This is a genomic window from Streptomyces sp. NPDC127084 (assembly GCF_042724175.1).
In the GTDB taxonomy this organism is placed as follows: Bacteria; Actinomycetota; Actinomycetes; order Streptomycetales; family Streptomycetaceae; genus Streptomyces.
In genome coordinates, this window is record NZ_JBHXFA010000172.1 from 1 (window position 1) to 13886 (window position 13886).

A 13886-nucleotide genomic window follows, 5' to 3' on the forward strand; every position below is an offset into this window, starting at 1 on the left:
GCGTACGACCGCCCGGCGGCGGCGAGGGTCGGACAGGACGGCTGCGGTCTGGGAGGCCCGTGTCCGCACCGCCGAGCGCCCCGGGCACCGCGGGGCGCCGGCGGGCGGGGGGGCCCGGGGGGGGGCAGCCGGGGGGGTGGCACCCTCGGGGCCCCCCCGGTGGGGGGATCCCTGGGCGGGGGCCCTGAGCGGAAGGGCCCCGGGGTACTGCTGGTCAGGCCGGGAGCCGTGACTTGGTCGGCTGGAGCGTGACCGGGTCAGGCCGGGAGCGTGACCGGGTCAGCTCAGGTGGAGGAGCTGACCGGGGTGGATCACATCGGCGTCGTCGATGATGTCCTTGTTGAGCTCGAACAGCTTCTTCCAGCCGCCCTTGACGTTCTCCGCCTCGGCGATCTTGCTGAGGGTGTCGCCGGGCTTGACCTTGTACTCGCCGTCGCCCTTCTTGACCGGTGCGGCGGAACGCTCGGAGCGGGTCGTCGGGGCCTCGGCGCGCTTGGGGGCGGCGGGCTTCGCGGCTTCCGACTTGGCGGGCTGCGGAGCCTCGGCGGCACCACCGCTGTACGGGGTGCTGGACAGGTTCACACCGCAGTTCGGCCAGGCGCCCTTGCCCTGGCCGGCCAGGACCTTCTCGGCGATCTGTATCTGCTGGCTCTTGCTGGCCTGGTCGGCGGTGGCGGCGAAGGCGGTGCCGCCGTAGGCGGCCCAGGTGGAGGCCGAGAACTGGAGGCCGCCGTAGTAGCCGTTGCCGGTGTTGATCGACCAGTTGCCGCCGGACTCGCACTGGGCGACGGTGTCCCACTCGGACGCGGTGGCCGCGGAGGCGGTCCCCGAGATCATGAGCGGCGCGGCGATGGCGGCACCGGTGACACCGGCGGCGTAGGCCGCGATACGAGCGGAACGGGTGGTGCGGACGGTCGAGCGGCGGTGCTTGCCCTTGCCGGAAAGCAGCATGAAGTGATCCCCTCACCGACGCCTGCGAGGTGAGCTGTCGGGTTCGGGCCGATGGGGCGCCCTCCGTCCGTCGGAACGGGTGTCCGACTGAACCGGAAGACGAGTTGCCCGGCCGCGCGGTCTTGCGTCGCGCGGCTTCACCCCAAGCCGCTCCGAACCCTCATCGGGTCGGCGCGGCACTTACCTTGGGTCCCCCGCTCCTGCCTACGGCGCTTGAACGCGACGGCTGTTCCCTTCGACCGACGGCAGGATTCGGCGTGACGGTCGACGGGGCCCGCGATGGCGAGCGGTCAGACCGTAAACACACGCCTCCCCGATGTTCAAAGGAGGAACATCAGGGAGAAATCACCCATATCTGACGGTGCCTGATGTCCGTTTTCGCAGGTGAGAGGGTGGATGGCCCTACTTAGCAGCCATCCGGGGCCAGTTGACCGGAAGAGACTCATGTCTCACTTTCACAGAAGCGGACATAGGCACCCCAATCACTCCCCCAACTACTCCTGGTCCAGCCCCAGATCAAGGCTCTGGCCGGGCAGGATGAGGTCGGCGTCGCCCCCGACGACCTCGCGATTCCGGTCGAAGAGCGCGGGCCAGCCGCCGGGCACCTGCTGCGCGTCCGCGATCGAGTAGAGACTGTCGCCGACGCGGACCGTGTACACACCCGCCACGTCGGCGCCATCTCGTGTCGATGCGTCACCTCGTGAGGCGTGATGACCGGATTCGCGCCCCTCGTCCGAATTGCCCGTCTCGCCCGCCCCGGCTTCGCCGCCTGCCTCAGTCTCGTCGGCCGCCTCGCCGCGGTGCCTGCCGGTGCCGCCACTCACCCCCTGGGAAGAGTCAGCGGACTCGTCCGCGCTCTCGCCCGCACCCTCGGACGCGCCGCCGGACGGGGGCTCCGAAGGCGCCGAGGCATCCGCGGACGAGCCGGAGTCCGAGCCTGCGGCAGCGCCCGAGGCCGGCTCCGGGGTCGAGGGCGAGGGCGAGGGCTCCGAAGTGACGGCGTCCGCGCCGTCACCGAACGTCGGCGGGTCCACCTGCTCGCCGGAGTCGCCGTCGGACCCCAGGGTCCGGTCCGCCGCACCCAGGTCACCCGGATCGACCTCGGACACCTCGCCGCCCGTGACAAGCCCGGTGACCGCTGCGCAGCTCTCCCACGGTCTCGAACCCTCCGCCGCCAGCAGCCTCTCCGCGACCGCGATCTGCTGCGGACGGCTCGCGAGGTCGGGCCTGGGCGAGTAGGCCGTTCCGCCGTACCGCTCCCAGTCCTCCTGGGAGAGCTGAAGCCCTCCGTAGTAGCCGTTGCCGTATTCGGCGTTCCACACGCCTCCGCTCTCACAGTTCGCGACCCGGTCCCAGGTGCCGGTGTCAGCGGCTGAGGCGGCACCCGCGCCGAGCAGCGGGATGGCGATGGCCGATCCCGTCACCCCTGCCGCGACGATGATGGCGGGAGCCTGGCGGGGTCGCCGGTGTCGACCGTTCCCGGAGAGCATGCATGGGCCTTTCGTGTGACGACAAGGAACCCAGAGGGCCCCTGGTAGTTGACGGTGAACCTAACGGCACCCGAACGAGTGTCACAAGCCGATACAGGGGAGATCACGTGAAAGTCACGTTACTGACCCGTCGTCAGTTTCTTTAAGGGGTGAACTCAACGGGCAAAGTGCGCAATCCGCGCATGATCAAGCCTCCGCGCCAGCGCAGATCCGAGGGATCCACCGCGAGTCGCAAGTCAGGCAGTCGGGTCAGCAGGGTCGCCAGCGCGGTCTGGCCCTCAAGCCGCGCGAGTGGCGCCCCAAGGCAGTAGTGGATGCCGTGCCCGTACCCGAGATGCTGGTTGTCCCCGCGGCCCAGGTCGAGCACATCGGGATCGGGGAACCGGTCCGGGTCCCGGTCGGCGGCGGCGAGTACGACGAGTACGGGATCCCCGGCCGCGATCTCCTGCCCGCCGATGCTCAGCGGCTCGGTCGCGAACCGCCAGGTGGCGAGTTCCACCGGCCCGTCGAAGCGCAGGAGTTCCTCGACGCCGGTGGCGAGCAGCGCGGTGTCCCCGGCGGCGAGGGAGGTTTGAAGCCGTGCGCGCTGCTCATGGTGGCGCAGCAACGCGTACACACCGTTGCCGATCAGATTGACGGTCGTCTCGAACCCGGCGAAGAGAAGGATGAAGGCCATGGCGGCGGCCTCGTTCTCGGTGAGGTGCTCCCCGTGGTCGGACGCCTTGATGAGCCCCGAGATGAGGTCGTCACCGGGAGCCTCGCGCTTGCGGTGGATCAGCTCGGCCAGATAGCCCCGCATCTTCTTGACCGAACGCGCGACCCCGCCACGCGGCCCGCCGCCGTGCCGGATCATCATCCCCGCCCAGTCCCGGAAGTCGTCCTGGTCCTCCTGCGGGACGCCGAGCAGGTCGCAGATGGCGTAGATCGGCAGCGGAAACGCGAACTCGTGGATGAGGTCCGCGCTCCCGCGCTCCGCGAACCCGTCGATGAGCCGGTCCGTCAGTTCCTGAACGCGCGGGGCGAACTCGGCTACCCGGCGCGGGGTGAACGCCTTCGAGACCAGTCTGCGCAGCCGGGTGTGGTCGGGCGGATCGATGTTGAGCAGATGCGTCATCAGCTCGGCCTTGCGCTCCCCGGGAATCCCGGTCTTCCCCTTGGCGTGCGCTGGCTCGTCATGATGCGCCGGATTCTTGCTGAGCCGCTGGTCCGCGAGCGCCTGCCGAGCGTCGGTGTACCGGGTCACCAGCCATGCCTCGACTCCGCTGGGCAGCCGGGTGCGGTGCACGGGCGCGTGCTCACGCAGCCAGGCGTAGGCCGGGTAGGGGTCGGTGGCGAACTCCCAGGAGAAGAGCTCGGGGAAGGCGCCCGGCTCGGGGATCCCGGGGGCCGCGGAGGGCTGGTGCTGGTCATGCATGGTGCGACGTTAACCCGCGCGGTGGCCATCACCTGTTCGACGGACATCGCGGCATTCCGGCTGGGTAGCCTGGTCGTACGCGCCAGACTCCGTCGCATGGGAGCGCTGATGAGTGCCGCAGCCGAAGACCGGCGGGAAGAGCAGGACGACCGGGAGGAGCCGTATGCGTTCCCGGTGCCGCCCCCCGGTGGGTGGACGGCGGAGGACCTCGACCGGATCAAGGGTCTCCCGCCGCACACCGAGCTGATCGACGGGGGACTGTTCTTCGTGAGCCCGCAGACCTTCTTCCACATGGCCGCGATGCGCCTGCTGGAGAACGCGCTGGTGCGGCAAGCACCGGACCATCTCTACGTCATCCGGGAGATGACGACCAAGCTCGGCGAGCGTGACCGGCCGGAGCCTGATCTCATGGTCGTACGGGAAGGCGCCCTCAGCGGGTCGGAGCAGACCTGGTACGCCCCTGCCGACATCCTGCTCGCCGTCGAGATCGTCTCGGACGAATCCGTGCAGCGCGACCGCGAGCTGAAGCCGCGCAAGTACGCGGCTGCGGGGATCCGGCACTTCTGGCGGGTCGAGAAGAGCGACGGGCTGCCGGTCGTCTACGTCTACGAGCTCGACCCCGCCACCAACACCTATGCCGTCACCGGGATCCACCACAATCGGCTCAAGGTCGATGTCCCTTACCCGATCGAGATCGACCTCACCGCTGTGGACCGGCGGCGAGGAGCCCGGGACTGACGTACCCGGTCCGGCCCGCCTCAGACGTCGTTCCGCGCCGTCTCCCCGGCTTCCGCCGACGCCGCGGCTTCGGCCGCGCGGATCGCGTCCCGGTACACCCGGGCCGCCGCCCGCAGGGCCGCCTCGGGGTCGTGGCCTGCGGCCTCGGCGCGTACGGCCAGCGCCAGCAGCTCGTAGCCGATACCGCTGTCCCCGGCTCCGGCAAGCGTCGACGGCGGCGGCACATCCAACCCCGCCGTACGAACTCTTGAGGCGAGCTTCGCTGCCAGGGCCAGGCCGGGTTGACCGAGCGGGACGCCGTCCGTCACCGAGTCGCGCTGCTTCTCCACCGCCTTGGTGCGCAGCCAGTGGGCCTTGACCTCCTCCGGGGTCTCGGCCTGCGCGTCTCCGAAGATATGCGGGTGGCGGCTGATCAACTTATCGACAATCGTGCCGGCCACGTCGTCGATCGAGAACGGCTCCGTCTCGTCCTCCTGTGCGATACGCGCGTGGAAGACGACCTGGAGCAGTACATCGCCGAGTTCCTCGCGCAGTTCGTCGCGGTCGCCGTCCTCGATGGCCTCGACGAGTTCGTACGCCTCCTCGATCGCGTACTTGGCGAGGCCCTCGTGGGTCTGCCGCGAGGACCAGGGGCAGTCGCGCCGGATCCGGTCCATGACCTGGACGAGGTCGAGCAACCGGGCACCGGGTAGGTCGTACGAGCCGGGGAGCAGTTCAAGGTCGGGCATCTGGAAGCGGCCCGAGCCCGCCATCCTGGCCAAGCCGTCGGTGAGGCTCCGATCGCCCTCGCCGGCGGCCAAGACCACGACGGTCCTGGCCCCGGCACAAGCGTCCACCAGCTCCTGAGCGGTGGGGGCCGCAAGCCCGACATCCACGCCCGCTTCCCGCAGATACGGAAGCTGCGGGTGGTCGCCGTCCGCGCACAGCACACGGTCCGCCGTGCGCAGCATCTGCCACGCGGGCCAGGACAGGAGTCCGGGTGCGACACGATGGCTCGCGGTGAGCAGGACGATACGGCCGGGCTCGACAGGGGCTTCAGCGTTCACGCCCCCGACCTTACGTCGGCCGCTTCCGACGCGGCGGCGGCAGGGCTCAGGCTCCGGCCTGGACGGCGTCCGGCTCCTTGGTGACCTGGGTGATCCACGGGGCCTTGTACTCCCCGAGCTGGAACTTCGTATCGTCCCAGGAGCCGTAACGCGGATTCACGTCGATGTCGAGCCCCTGCGAGGCCTTGGTGAGCGCGGCCCCCACCTTCTGCTGGCCCTGCGGGGTGCCGAGGTCGGCGCCCATGGCCGCGGCCAGCTTGGTGACCAGCACGTCCTTCCGTACCGCCTCGTCGATCTGATCCGGCGCGAGCCCGCGCTGCTGGAGCAGCATGTCGGCGTACTGTTTCGCACCCCCCGCCTGCCGCACGGCGCCGGCGCGGGCGTCCTGGACCTCCTTGCGCGACACGGTGATCCCGGCGTCCGCCGCGGCCTTCTCCAGCACCCGGCCGAAGATCATGCCGTCCAGCTTGGCCCGGCTCAACTGCCCGGTGTTGTTGATCTGCTGCGTGGCATCGGGGGCCTTCGCCTGGGCCGCCCGTGCCTCCTCCACCTGCGACTGGAGCTCGGACACCTCGATTCGCTCACCCCCGACGACGGCCGCGGCCCCCGGATGCGCCTCGTTGCCGCAGGCGGCGAGCAGGGGACCCGCTGCGACGAGCGCGGCGGAGAGGGCGAGCGCGGTGCGACGACGGCGGTGCAAAGGGGCCTCCCGGCGTGCGGTGGTGATTGTGACGCGGTGCACAAAGACCTTGCGGTGATCGATGGTAGGCAGTCGGCGTGGCTTGGGCCACCACTTCGGTGCCGTTCTTTCGGTTCGCTCGATCAACGATTCGGGTGAGGGCCAGGGTGCGCGCCGCCACGAGTGATCGTCAGGGACGCCGACCCGCGTCGGCCCGCGGGGAGCTCGGACGCGTACGGGTGGGCTCCGGCACCGGCCGGGGGCGCGGATCGGGCCGCGGCTCCGGCTTCGCCTCCGGGCGCAGCATGATCGCGCGCGATACGGCGAACGTGATCGGGATGGCCGCGGCGGCTGCCGCCAGCGGCGACCAGCGGTCGCTGTAGCCGCCGATACCGACCAGCAGGTAGACCCCGGCCGTCGTGATCACGAAGTTCGCCGCGTTGGTGATCGGGAAGAGCAGGAACTTCCGCCATGTCGGCCGGGTCCGGTAGGTGAAGTACGCGTTCAGGAAGAACGAGCCGGTCATGCTGAGCACAAAGGCGATGACATGCGCGGCGACATACGGCAGCCGCGTCAGCAGGAGCAGGTAGCAGCCGTAGTACGTACCCGTGTTGACGGCCCCGACCAGGGCGAAGCGCGCCATCTGCCCCCGCCACTGCCCTTGCCCCTGCCGCTGGACCGTCATCTGCGTGCGGGCTCTCCCTGCTCATGCCTCCGTCGTCGTGCGCGGGAAGGCTGCCGGACTCCTGGCCTCCTCATTTACACCAACAGGTGCGCTTCGTCGCCAGGACACCAAGATTTCACCCGTACAGCACTCTTCGGTAGTCAGGTGAACACGCACTGCGGCGTACGCTCCGGGCCATGCCCTCCCTCCTGAGCAACCGGCTGGCCAAGCGGGTGCTGCGCCCGGCATTCACCCTCGTGGAGCAGCGCCTGGAGCGCGCCACGAACGCCCTCCAGGCCGATCTCGACGCCCTGCACCACGAGGTCGCCGACCTGCGGCGGCAGAGCTACGGGCTCGCGCTGCTGCTCGATCACGCGGGGCGCGACGACCACCGGATGCCGACGGCGACGCAGTTGGACGCCCTCGTACGCGAGGTCGGCACGGTGACCGGCGCGTCCGCCGAACACGCGCGCCGGGATCTGACGGTGGCCTACCGGACGGTGGTCGCGCTGGAGGCGCTCGGTGTCGGGCGTATGCCCGGCTCGGCGTCCGATGTGTGCGGAAAGCTGGCGGCCGTACCGCTGCTCGCCCCGCCGAACGGTGAGGTGTTGGAGATCGGGACCGGGCACGGCCTGCTCGCGGCGGCGCTGCTGCGGATGCTGCACCGCGCCGGCACGGAACCGCGGCTGACCGTCGTGGACCCGCTGGAGGGCGGTGTCGAACCCCTGGCCCGTGAGGACGTCGTACGCGCCAACCTCGCTCTGTGCGGCAACCGCCAGGGCAAGGAGGCACTCATCCTGCGGGGCACCTCCGGCGACCCCGAGGTGCGCGGCGCCCTCTCCGGCCGGGCCTACGGTGTGGTCGTCATCGCCGGTGCCCCGTCCGGAGAGGCTGTTCTCGCGGATCTGGAATGGTCCGAGGAACTCGCGGCGGACGGCGCGGTCATCGTCCTCGACGGCCATGGCGACGCCACTCGCCCGGGCGTTCGCGAGGCCCTGGCGAAGCACCTCGCAAACGGCTCACGACTGAAGCTGCTGGGGCAGATCGGCAGGGCGGCGTACCTGCGGGCCTCAAGGGCCTGACGGCCCAGCCGCTCCACCCGGCCCTGGGACCGCCGGGGCCGGGGCGTCGGAAGGGCCACCGCTGCCGGTTGCACGACGCCTCATCCCCCGGGCCTGAACTGCCGCTGGCGGTCCAGGGACCGCCGCAGACCGACCGCCTGCGGGTGCCCGGGGCCATACATCCGCTCGATGTCGTAGAGCAGATTCTGCAGGTGCTGGTACCCGGCTGCGTGGTCGCCCATCGCGAGCATCAGGTCCCCGATCCGGTGCCGGATGTCGAAGCCGCGGGCGTGGTCGGCGCCGGGCGCGTGGGGGTTCCCGTAGAACGGCAGCAGCGCGCGGTACTCGGTGAGCGCGGCAGCGGCCTCGCCCATCTGCTCCAGACACTGCGCCGCGTCATAGCGGTACTGGAGGGTCTGCGGGTCGGCCAGGCCCGCCTCGGCCGCCCGGTCATCGGCGAGCCGGCGCAGTTCGGGCAGGGCACGGCGGTACTGGCCGTCGTCCATCAGCGTCGTGGCGTACTGCTTGCGCAGGATCCTGACGACCGGTGAGTGCTCACCGTGCTCCGCCGCGGCGGCCGGGAGGATGCCACCGAGGATGTCCACGGCCCGGGTGATGCTGCCCTCACCGAGGAGGCGTTTGACCTCGTCCACGGCGGCGGCGACATCCGGGCGCTCCCTGGCGGCGGCGGTCCCGGCGACCTGCGGGGGCGCCGGGGCGGGGCTGCTCGCACGGTCGGGCCAGGGTGCGTGCGGACGCAGGAACGGGCGGGTCGGGTCGAGCGGGCCGCCTCCGGCGCTGTGGCCGTTGCTCTGCCCGCGCGCCGGGAAGCCTCCCGGGCCGCCCCCAGCACCGGGCAGCAGCGGGGCGAGCTGCTCGTAGACCTCCTGGGCTCCGGCCGGGCGGTGCTGCGGGTCCTTCGACAGCAGCCGCAGCACCAGCGCCTCCAGTTGCTCGGGCACCTCAGGCCGCAGCTGCCGTACCGGAAGCGGCGGCTCGTACAGGTGCCGGTGCAGCACACCGAGGGCGGTCGAGCCAGCGAAGGGGACGTTGCCGCTGAGCAGTTCGTGCAGCAGCACCCCGAGCGCGTACAGGTCGGTGTACGGGCCGACGGCCCCGCCCATCGCCTGCTCGGGCGCCATGTAGGCCGGGCTGCCGATCGGGGAGCCGGTGTGGGTGAGCCGGGTGGTGTCGGTGTCGAGTACGGAGGCGACACCGAGGTCGAGCACGGTGACCGTGCCGTCGGGCTTCACCATCACGTTCCGCGGCTTCAGGTCCCGGTGCACGATCGGCACGGCGTGCACGGCGCCGAGCACGGAGCACAGCTGCGCGGCGATCGACACGGCCCATTCCCAGGGGTACGGGTCCTGCTCGGCCAGGTGGTCGGCGAGGTCCGCGCCCTCGACGTACTGCATCACCAGGAAGAGGTCGTTGCCGTCGCTGCCCGCGTCATGCACCGTGACCAGACCGGGGTGGGTGACCTGGGCGGTGACCCGGCACTCGCGGACGAAGCGGCGGCGCATCTCGTCGGCGGCGGTCGCGGCGGCCATCATGTCGGGTCGGAGCAGCTTGACCGCGACCCGGCGGTCGAGCCGCTGGTCGTATCCGGTCCAGACCTGGCCCATGCCGCCCTGGCCTATGACGGTGGACAGCTCGTAACGCCCGGCGATGACGCGTCCGTTCACCGGCCGCCCTCTCGCTGGTCCTTGTCCCGGCGCAGGAGGTCGCTGAGCTCGTCGAGTTCGGCGCGTACCTGGTCGATACGGGCGTTGTTGGGGCCGGCGTCGGGGGGCGGTTGCTGCGCGGGCGGGGTGGGCGCGGTGGCCGGCGTGGGCGTGGTGGGCGTGGTGGGCGCGGTGTACGCCGGCCGCACGGGCTGAGCGTACGGATTCTGCGTCTGGTGGCCCGGCATGGTCTGGCTCGTCGGGCCCATGGGGTGCTGCGCGGCCCGCGGGGGCGCCGCCGCGGGCGGATAGCCGTAGCCCGTGGTCTGGGTCTGCGGCGGGAGGTACCCGGGGGAAGCCGCCGCCGCCGGCGGCAGTGCGGGCCGGTCGAAGTGGCGGATCTCGGAGACGAGGTAATAGCTGACGACCCCGACCGTCGCCAGGAACAGCCACAGGACGATGACCACCGCGGCGCCGTCGCTTATCGGCGCGTCCGGGTCATCCGGGACGGCGACGCCCGCGAACACGAAGACGCCGATGGTGGACGCGGCCACACCCCCGAATGCCCACCAGTGCTGCCGCAGGGTGGTGAGCAGCGCCAGCCGGAGCATCGCGGCCCAGGCCAGGAAGCCACAGCTGAGCAGCGTCAGCGCCACGAAGACCACCCGCAGGGCGACCCGCCCGCCGTTGTCGGCGCGGACTGGCGGTGGCGGTGGCACGTAGCCATGGCCGTGCATTGCTGCTCCTGACGGGTGCGAGATCACCTGGGAGGGACCTGGGCGTGAAGGGGACGAACGGCGGGCGAGCAGTGGGGCGGGCGACGAAACGAACAGAGACTTGAGCGTATACACCGACAAGGACAGCCCGCCCTTGGTTGCGCATAACGGTTGTTGAACTGCTCACGCCAGCCTAGTCCGAGCCGGTCACGCCTCCACAGTGCCGTCCGTCAGCCCGTCGTACAGCCCCTGCACCAACTGCTCGCCGAGCCTGCCCGCGAGGCGCAGCGAGTCCTCGAACGAAGCGAGGGCCCGGAAGCGGTCGCCGTAGCGCCGCTGGTCGGCGAGCGGCAGCCGGGGCAGTTGGAGGCGGCGGACGTCGAGCCGGGTCGCGGTAGAGGCGTAGCTGCTGGCCTGGCGGTTGTTCGCGGTCCCGCGCAGGAAGCCGGCCAGGAACCACGGGTCGAGTGCCGCCGGATCGGGGCGCAGTAGCTGGAGGTTGCGGCCGAGTGCGGCTCCGGCCGTGGCCGCGTCGATGACACGGGCCGCCGAGCCTCCGCCCAGTACGGGCACGACGACGTCACCGAGCTGGACGAGTACGGGTTCCACCGGTTCTTCGCCGGTGCCGGACGGTTCCGGAAGGCTGCCGGATGGTGCGGTGCCCGCCAGCACGTCGTGCTCGGTGAGGACGGGAGGCGCGCCCGGGCCGCTGCTGGTGCCCGTACCTCCCGAGCGCAGTTCGAGGGCTCCCGCGCGGGCGAGCTCACCCACGGTCGTGCCGGTCCAGCGGCCCGGTACGGCCGCGGCGGGTTCGGCGGGCGGCGGGGTGAGCTCGCCGGTGCGCCGGAGGGTGTCGGTCAGCCGTTCGCGTACGTCGGCGAGTTCGGCGGCGCTGCCGCCGGCGGCCGGGGGTGGGAGGTGGCGGGCCGGCGCCAGGTCGACATCGTCGTCGAGGAGGGCGATGACCGGGACGGAGCGGCTGACCCCGGGGCGCTCGGTGACGGTGCCGTCGCGGTCGAACGGCACCCAGGCGTCGAGCACCGTACCCTGCACGGCCGCCCAGTCGAGCCGGTCGCGTCCGCCTCCTCCCGCCGCACCTGCCTGTTCGGCCGTGTCGACCAGGAGCAGTTCGGGTGCAGGGCGTTCGGCGGCCTCCGGGCGGCGCAGCACCCAGAGATGCAGCGGGATTCCGTACGGCGGCGCCGCGCCCGCGGGCAGCGCGACGACGGCGCGCAGCGCACCCCGGCGCAGCAGGTCGGCCCGGATACGGCGGCCGGAGCGGCGGGAGGCGGCGGCCGGAGGCATCAGCAGGACCGCGGCGCCGCCCGGCCGCAGCCGGGCCAGCGCGTGCTGCACCCATGCCAGCTCGGACTCGGTGCGGGCCGGGAAGCCGTACTCCCAGCGCGGGTCGTAGGCGAGTTCCTCGTGTCCCCAGTTGCGTTCGTTGAACGGCGGGTGGCAGAGCACGGCGTCGGCGGCGAGTTGCGGAAAGGCGTCTGCGCGCAGTGAGTCCCCGATGCGCACGTGGACGTCGGCGGCGGACTGGAGCGCGAGGCGGAGCGCGGTGAGCGCGGCGAGATCCGGGTCGGCTTCCTGAGCGTAGACGGCCGTGGGCTGGACGCAGGACTGACCCGGTTGACCGGACTGACCCGGCAGACCGGCCTGGTCGGGCCGGCCGCCGGCGCGCAGTAGTGCGCCGGTGCCGCAGGCGGGGTCGAACAGTGTGGTGGCGGGCCCGGCGATGGCGGCCATCAGGGCGGCGGGGCCGGGTGGGGTGAGCGTGTACTGGCGGGGGTTGGCGTCGAGGTGCCGTCCGATGAGGAACTCGTACGCCTGGTGTGCACCGCGTTCCGCCGCCAGCTCGGCCGCACCGCGCAGCAGGGGGACGGAGTGGATCAGGTCGGGCGTTCCCGGGGTCGGCACGGCGCGCGCGGCAGACGGCCCGAGCCTTGTGGTCAGCACCGCCTCCAGGGCGGTGGGCAGCATGACGGCCATGCGCTCGTCCGACACGGCGGTGAGTTCCAGCCAGGCGGTGGGCCGGTCCCGTACGAGCAGCAGGGCGCAGCCGACGTGGGCGAGAGCGGTGACGGCGCCGGCGGGATGGGCGGAGAGCTGCTGCCAGACCCGCTCGCGCAGCGGCACTTCGGCGAGCTTGCCCTGACCACGCAACCAGCCCTCGACGTCGGCGAGCGCGAACGACGGGCTGGTCTCGGTCCCGCCGACCGGCTTCGGGAAATCGGCGTGCCGACGCCTCCAGTTGCTCACCGCGGCACGTCCCACTCCGGCGAGTCGGGCGATTCCGGCGGCGGTCACCTCTGCTGCGTTGTCCGGCACGTGGCGGCCCCCTGCTCTCGGCTCTCGGCTCTGGTGACACCGAGCATACCGACGCAGGCAAGACACCCCCATTCACAGCGTGAGTCGACCTGAATCCCGTGAACCATGTTGACTCGGTTCACAGGCTCTGCTGTTATTAACTCGTCGCCACACGGAAATGCCGAACGGCACCGACGTCGATACCTCCGCTCCATCGGCGTCTCATCGCGGCGACGCTCGTCCCTACAGCTCTGGAGGACACTCATGTCCCAGTACACGCAGTCGCCCCAGTACCCCCAGCCGGGCGTTCCCGCCCCGGCCCCGGTCGCGGCCCGCAACGGCCTCGGCACTGCCGCACTGATCCTCGGAATCGTCGGCGTCCTCGCCGGTCTGCCGATGTTCCTGTTCTGGCTGGCCGGCATCCTGGGACTGATCGGACTGATCCTCGGCATCACCGGACGCGGCCGTGTGAAGCGCGGCGAAGCCACCAACAAGGGGGCCGCCACGACCGGCGTCGTCCTCGGAGTGGTGGCCCTGATCCTGTCGGTGGTGGGCGCCGTGGTGACCTTCGCGGTCGTGAGCGACGCGGTCGACGAGATCAACAAGTCCACGTCGAGCAGTGCCTCGTCGAAGACGAAGGGCAACAAGGACAACAAGGGAAGCAAGGACGGCAAGAGCGACAAGGGCGCGGCCGGAGAGGACGCGACCGGCGAGGCACTCGGGGCCGGTGACTCCGCCGTCTACGACGACAAGCTGACGATCACGGTGTCCGAACCCAAGCCGTACACCCCGGGCGAGTACGCCGTCGGCCACACCAAGGGCAACAAGGCCTACAAGGTCACCATCGTCATCGAGAACGCCGGCAAGGAGAAGTTCGACGCCTCGCTGGTGACTGCCGAGGCCCGTGCCGGAGAGGACGGCGTCAACGCCGAGCAGATCTTCGACGGCAAGGTCGGCGGCCCGTTCACCGGCACCGTGCTGCCCGGCAAGAAGGCCACTGTCACCTGGGCGTTCGACGCCGCGGCCGACGCCAAGAACCTGACCATCGAGATCAGCCCCGGCATCGCCCACGACGACGTGGTCTGGGACCTGAAGCTCTGAGTCTTCCCCCTCCCCTGATGGGACCGGGCCATGGGAGACACGGAAAGGC

12 protein-coding genes and 1 riboswitch are annotated in these 13886 nt (G+C 71.3%); of the genes, 3 read left to right on the top strand and 9 right to left on the bottom strand.

Going from position 1 to position 13886, the window contains the following annotated elements; translation table 11 throughout:
• Positions 1-279 precede the first annotated feature (279 nt).
• The 3 genes from ACFWI9_RS28815 to ACFWI9_RS28825 form a co-directional block, all read right to left on the bottom strand.
• Positions 280-951, bottom strand: a complete 672-nt coding sequence (locus ACFWI9_RS28815) for a transglycosylase family protein (RefSeq protein WP_387166465.1) — start codon at positions 949-951, stop codon at positions 280-282.
• 4 nt (positions 952-955) lie between these two features.
• A riboswitch (cyclic di-AMP (ydaO/yuaA leader) is annotated at positions 956-1173 on the bottom strand.
• A 272-nt stretch (positions 1174-1445) separates the two neighbouring features.
• Positions 1446-2375 carry a transglycosylase family protein gene (locus tag ACFWI9_RS28820; RefSeq protein WP_387166468.1) on the bottom strand — a complete coding sequence of 310 codons (930 nt, stop codon included), beginning with the start codon at positions 2373-2375 and terminating at the stop codon, positions 1446-1448.
• Positions 2376-2583: 208 nt separating this feature from the next.
• On the bottom strand, positions 2584-3855 hold the full coding sequence (locus ACFWI9_RS28825; protein ID WP_387166471.1) for a cytochrome P450: 1272 nt from the start codon (positions 3853-3855) through the stop codon (positions 2584-2586).
• Positions 3856-3951: 96 nt separating this feature from the next.
• On the opposite strand from ACFWI9_RS28825, the gene ACFWI9_RS28830 reads away from it, so the two are divergent.
• Positions 3952-4593, top strand: a complete 642-nt coding sequence (locus tag ACFWI9_RS28830) for a Uma2 family endonuclease (protein ID WP_387166474.1) — start codon at positions 3952-3954, stop codon at positions 4591-4593.
• A gap of 20 nt (positions 4594-4613) precedes the next feature.
• On the opposite strand, the gene ACFWI9_RS28835 is transcribed toward ACFWI9_RS28830, so the two are convergent.
• The 3 genes from ACFWI9_RS28835 to ACFWI9_RS28845 form a co-directional block, all read right to left on the bottom strand.
• Positions 4614-5639: a nucleoside triphosphate pyrophosphohydrolase gene (locus ACFWI9_RS28835; RefSeq protein ID WP_387166477.1), complete on the bottom strand. Its 1026-nt coding sequence runs from the start codon at positions 5637-5639 to the stop codon at positions 4614-4616.
• 46 nt (positions 5640-5685) lie between these two features.
• Positions 5686-6339, bottom strand: a complete 654-nt coding sequence (locus tag ACFWI9_RS28840; protein ID WP_387166480.1) for a SurA N-terminal domain-containing protein — start codon at positions 6337-6339, stop codon at positions 5686-5688.
• 169 nt (positions 6340-6508) lie between these two features.
• Positions 6509-6961: a GtrA family protein gene (locus tag ACFWI9_RS28845; protein ID WP_387166499.1), complete on the bottom strand. Its 453-nt coding sequence runs from the start codon at positions 6959-6961 to the stop codon at positions 6509-6511.
• A gap of 218 nt (positions 6962-7179) precedes the next feature.
• Between ACFWI9_RS28845 and ACFWI9_RS28850 the strand changes: the two genes are divergently transcribed.
• Entirely contained in the window at positions 7180-8064 is an 885-nt protein-coding gene (locus tag ACFWI9_RS28850; protein ID WP_387166484.1) for a class I SAM-dependent methyltransferase, read from the top strand.
• Between the two features lie 80 nt (positions 8065-8144).
• Here the strand turns inward: ACFWI9_RS28850 and ACFWI9_RS28855 are convergent, their stop codons facing one another.
• From ACFWI9_RS28855 to ACFWI9_RS28865, 3 genes are all read right to left on the bottom strand, one after another.
• Entirely contained in the window at positions 8145-9728 is a 1584-nt protein-coding gene (locus tag ACFWI9_RS28855; protein ID WP_387166487.1) for a protein kinase, read from the bottom strand.
• Entirely contained in the window at positions 9725-10444 is a 720-nt protein-coding gene (locus ACFWI9_RS28860) for a hypothetical protein (RefSeq protein ID WP_387166490.1), read from the bottom strand. The genes ACFWI9_RS28855 and ACFWI9_RS28860 overlap by 4 nt, the downstream gene beginning before the upstream one ends.
• A 186-nt stretch (positions 10445-10630) precedes the next feature.
• Complete coding sequence (locus ACFWI9_RS28865) at positions 10631-12757, bottom strand: N-6 DNA methylase (RefSeq protein WP_387166493.1); 2127 nt, start codon at positions 12755-12757, stop codon at positions 10631-10633.
• A gap of 243 nt (positions 12758-13000) precedes the next feature.
• Here ACFWI9_RS28865 and ACFWI9_RS28870 point away from each other — a divergent pair, with 243 nt between their 5' ends.
• Entirely contained in the window at positions 13001-13837 is an 837-nt protein-coding gene (locus ACFWI9_RS28870) for a DUF4190 domain-containing protein (protein WP_387166496.1), read from the top strand.
• Positions 13838-13886: the final 49 nt, after the last annotated feature.

What these genes read in the sequence shown, in the direction of transcription:
- ACFWI9_RS28815 (WP_387166465.1), bottom strand. Translation starts at nt 951, where the DNA reads ATGCTGCTTTCCGGCAAGGGCAAGCACCGCCGCTCGACCGTCCGCACC.
- ACFWI9_RS28825 (WP_387166471.1), bottom strand. Translation starts at nt 3,855, where the DNA reads ATGCATGACCAGCACCAGCCCTCCGCGGCCCCCGGGATCCCCGAGCCG.
- ACFWI9_RS28830 (WP_387166474.1), top strand. Translation starts at nt 3,952, where the DNA reads ATGGGAGCGCTGATGAGTGCCGCAGCCGAAGACCGGCGGGAAGAGCAG.
- ACFWI9_RS28845 (WP_387166499.1), bottom strand. Translation starts at nt 6,961, where the DNA reads ATGGCGCGCTTCGCCCTGGTCGGGGCCGTCAACACGGGTACGTACTAC.
- ACFWI9_RS28850 (WP_387166484.1), top strand. Translation starts at nt 7,180, where the DNA reads ATGCCCTCCCTCCTGAGCAACCGGCTGGCCAAGCGGGTGCTGCGCCCG.
- ACFWI9_RS28860 (WP_387166490.1), bottom strand. Translation starts at nt 10,444, where the DNA reads ATGCACGGCCATGGCTACGTGCCACCGCCACCGCCAGTCCGCGCCGAC.
- ACFWI9_RS28870 (WP_387166496.1), top strand. Translation starts at nt 13,001, where the DNA reads ATGTCCCAGTACACGCAGTCGCCCCAGTACCCCCAGCCGGGCGTTCCC.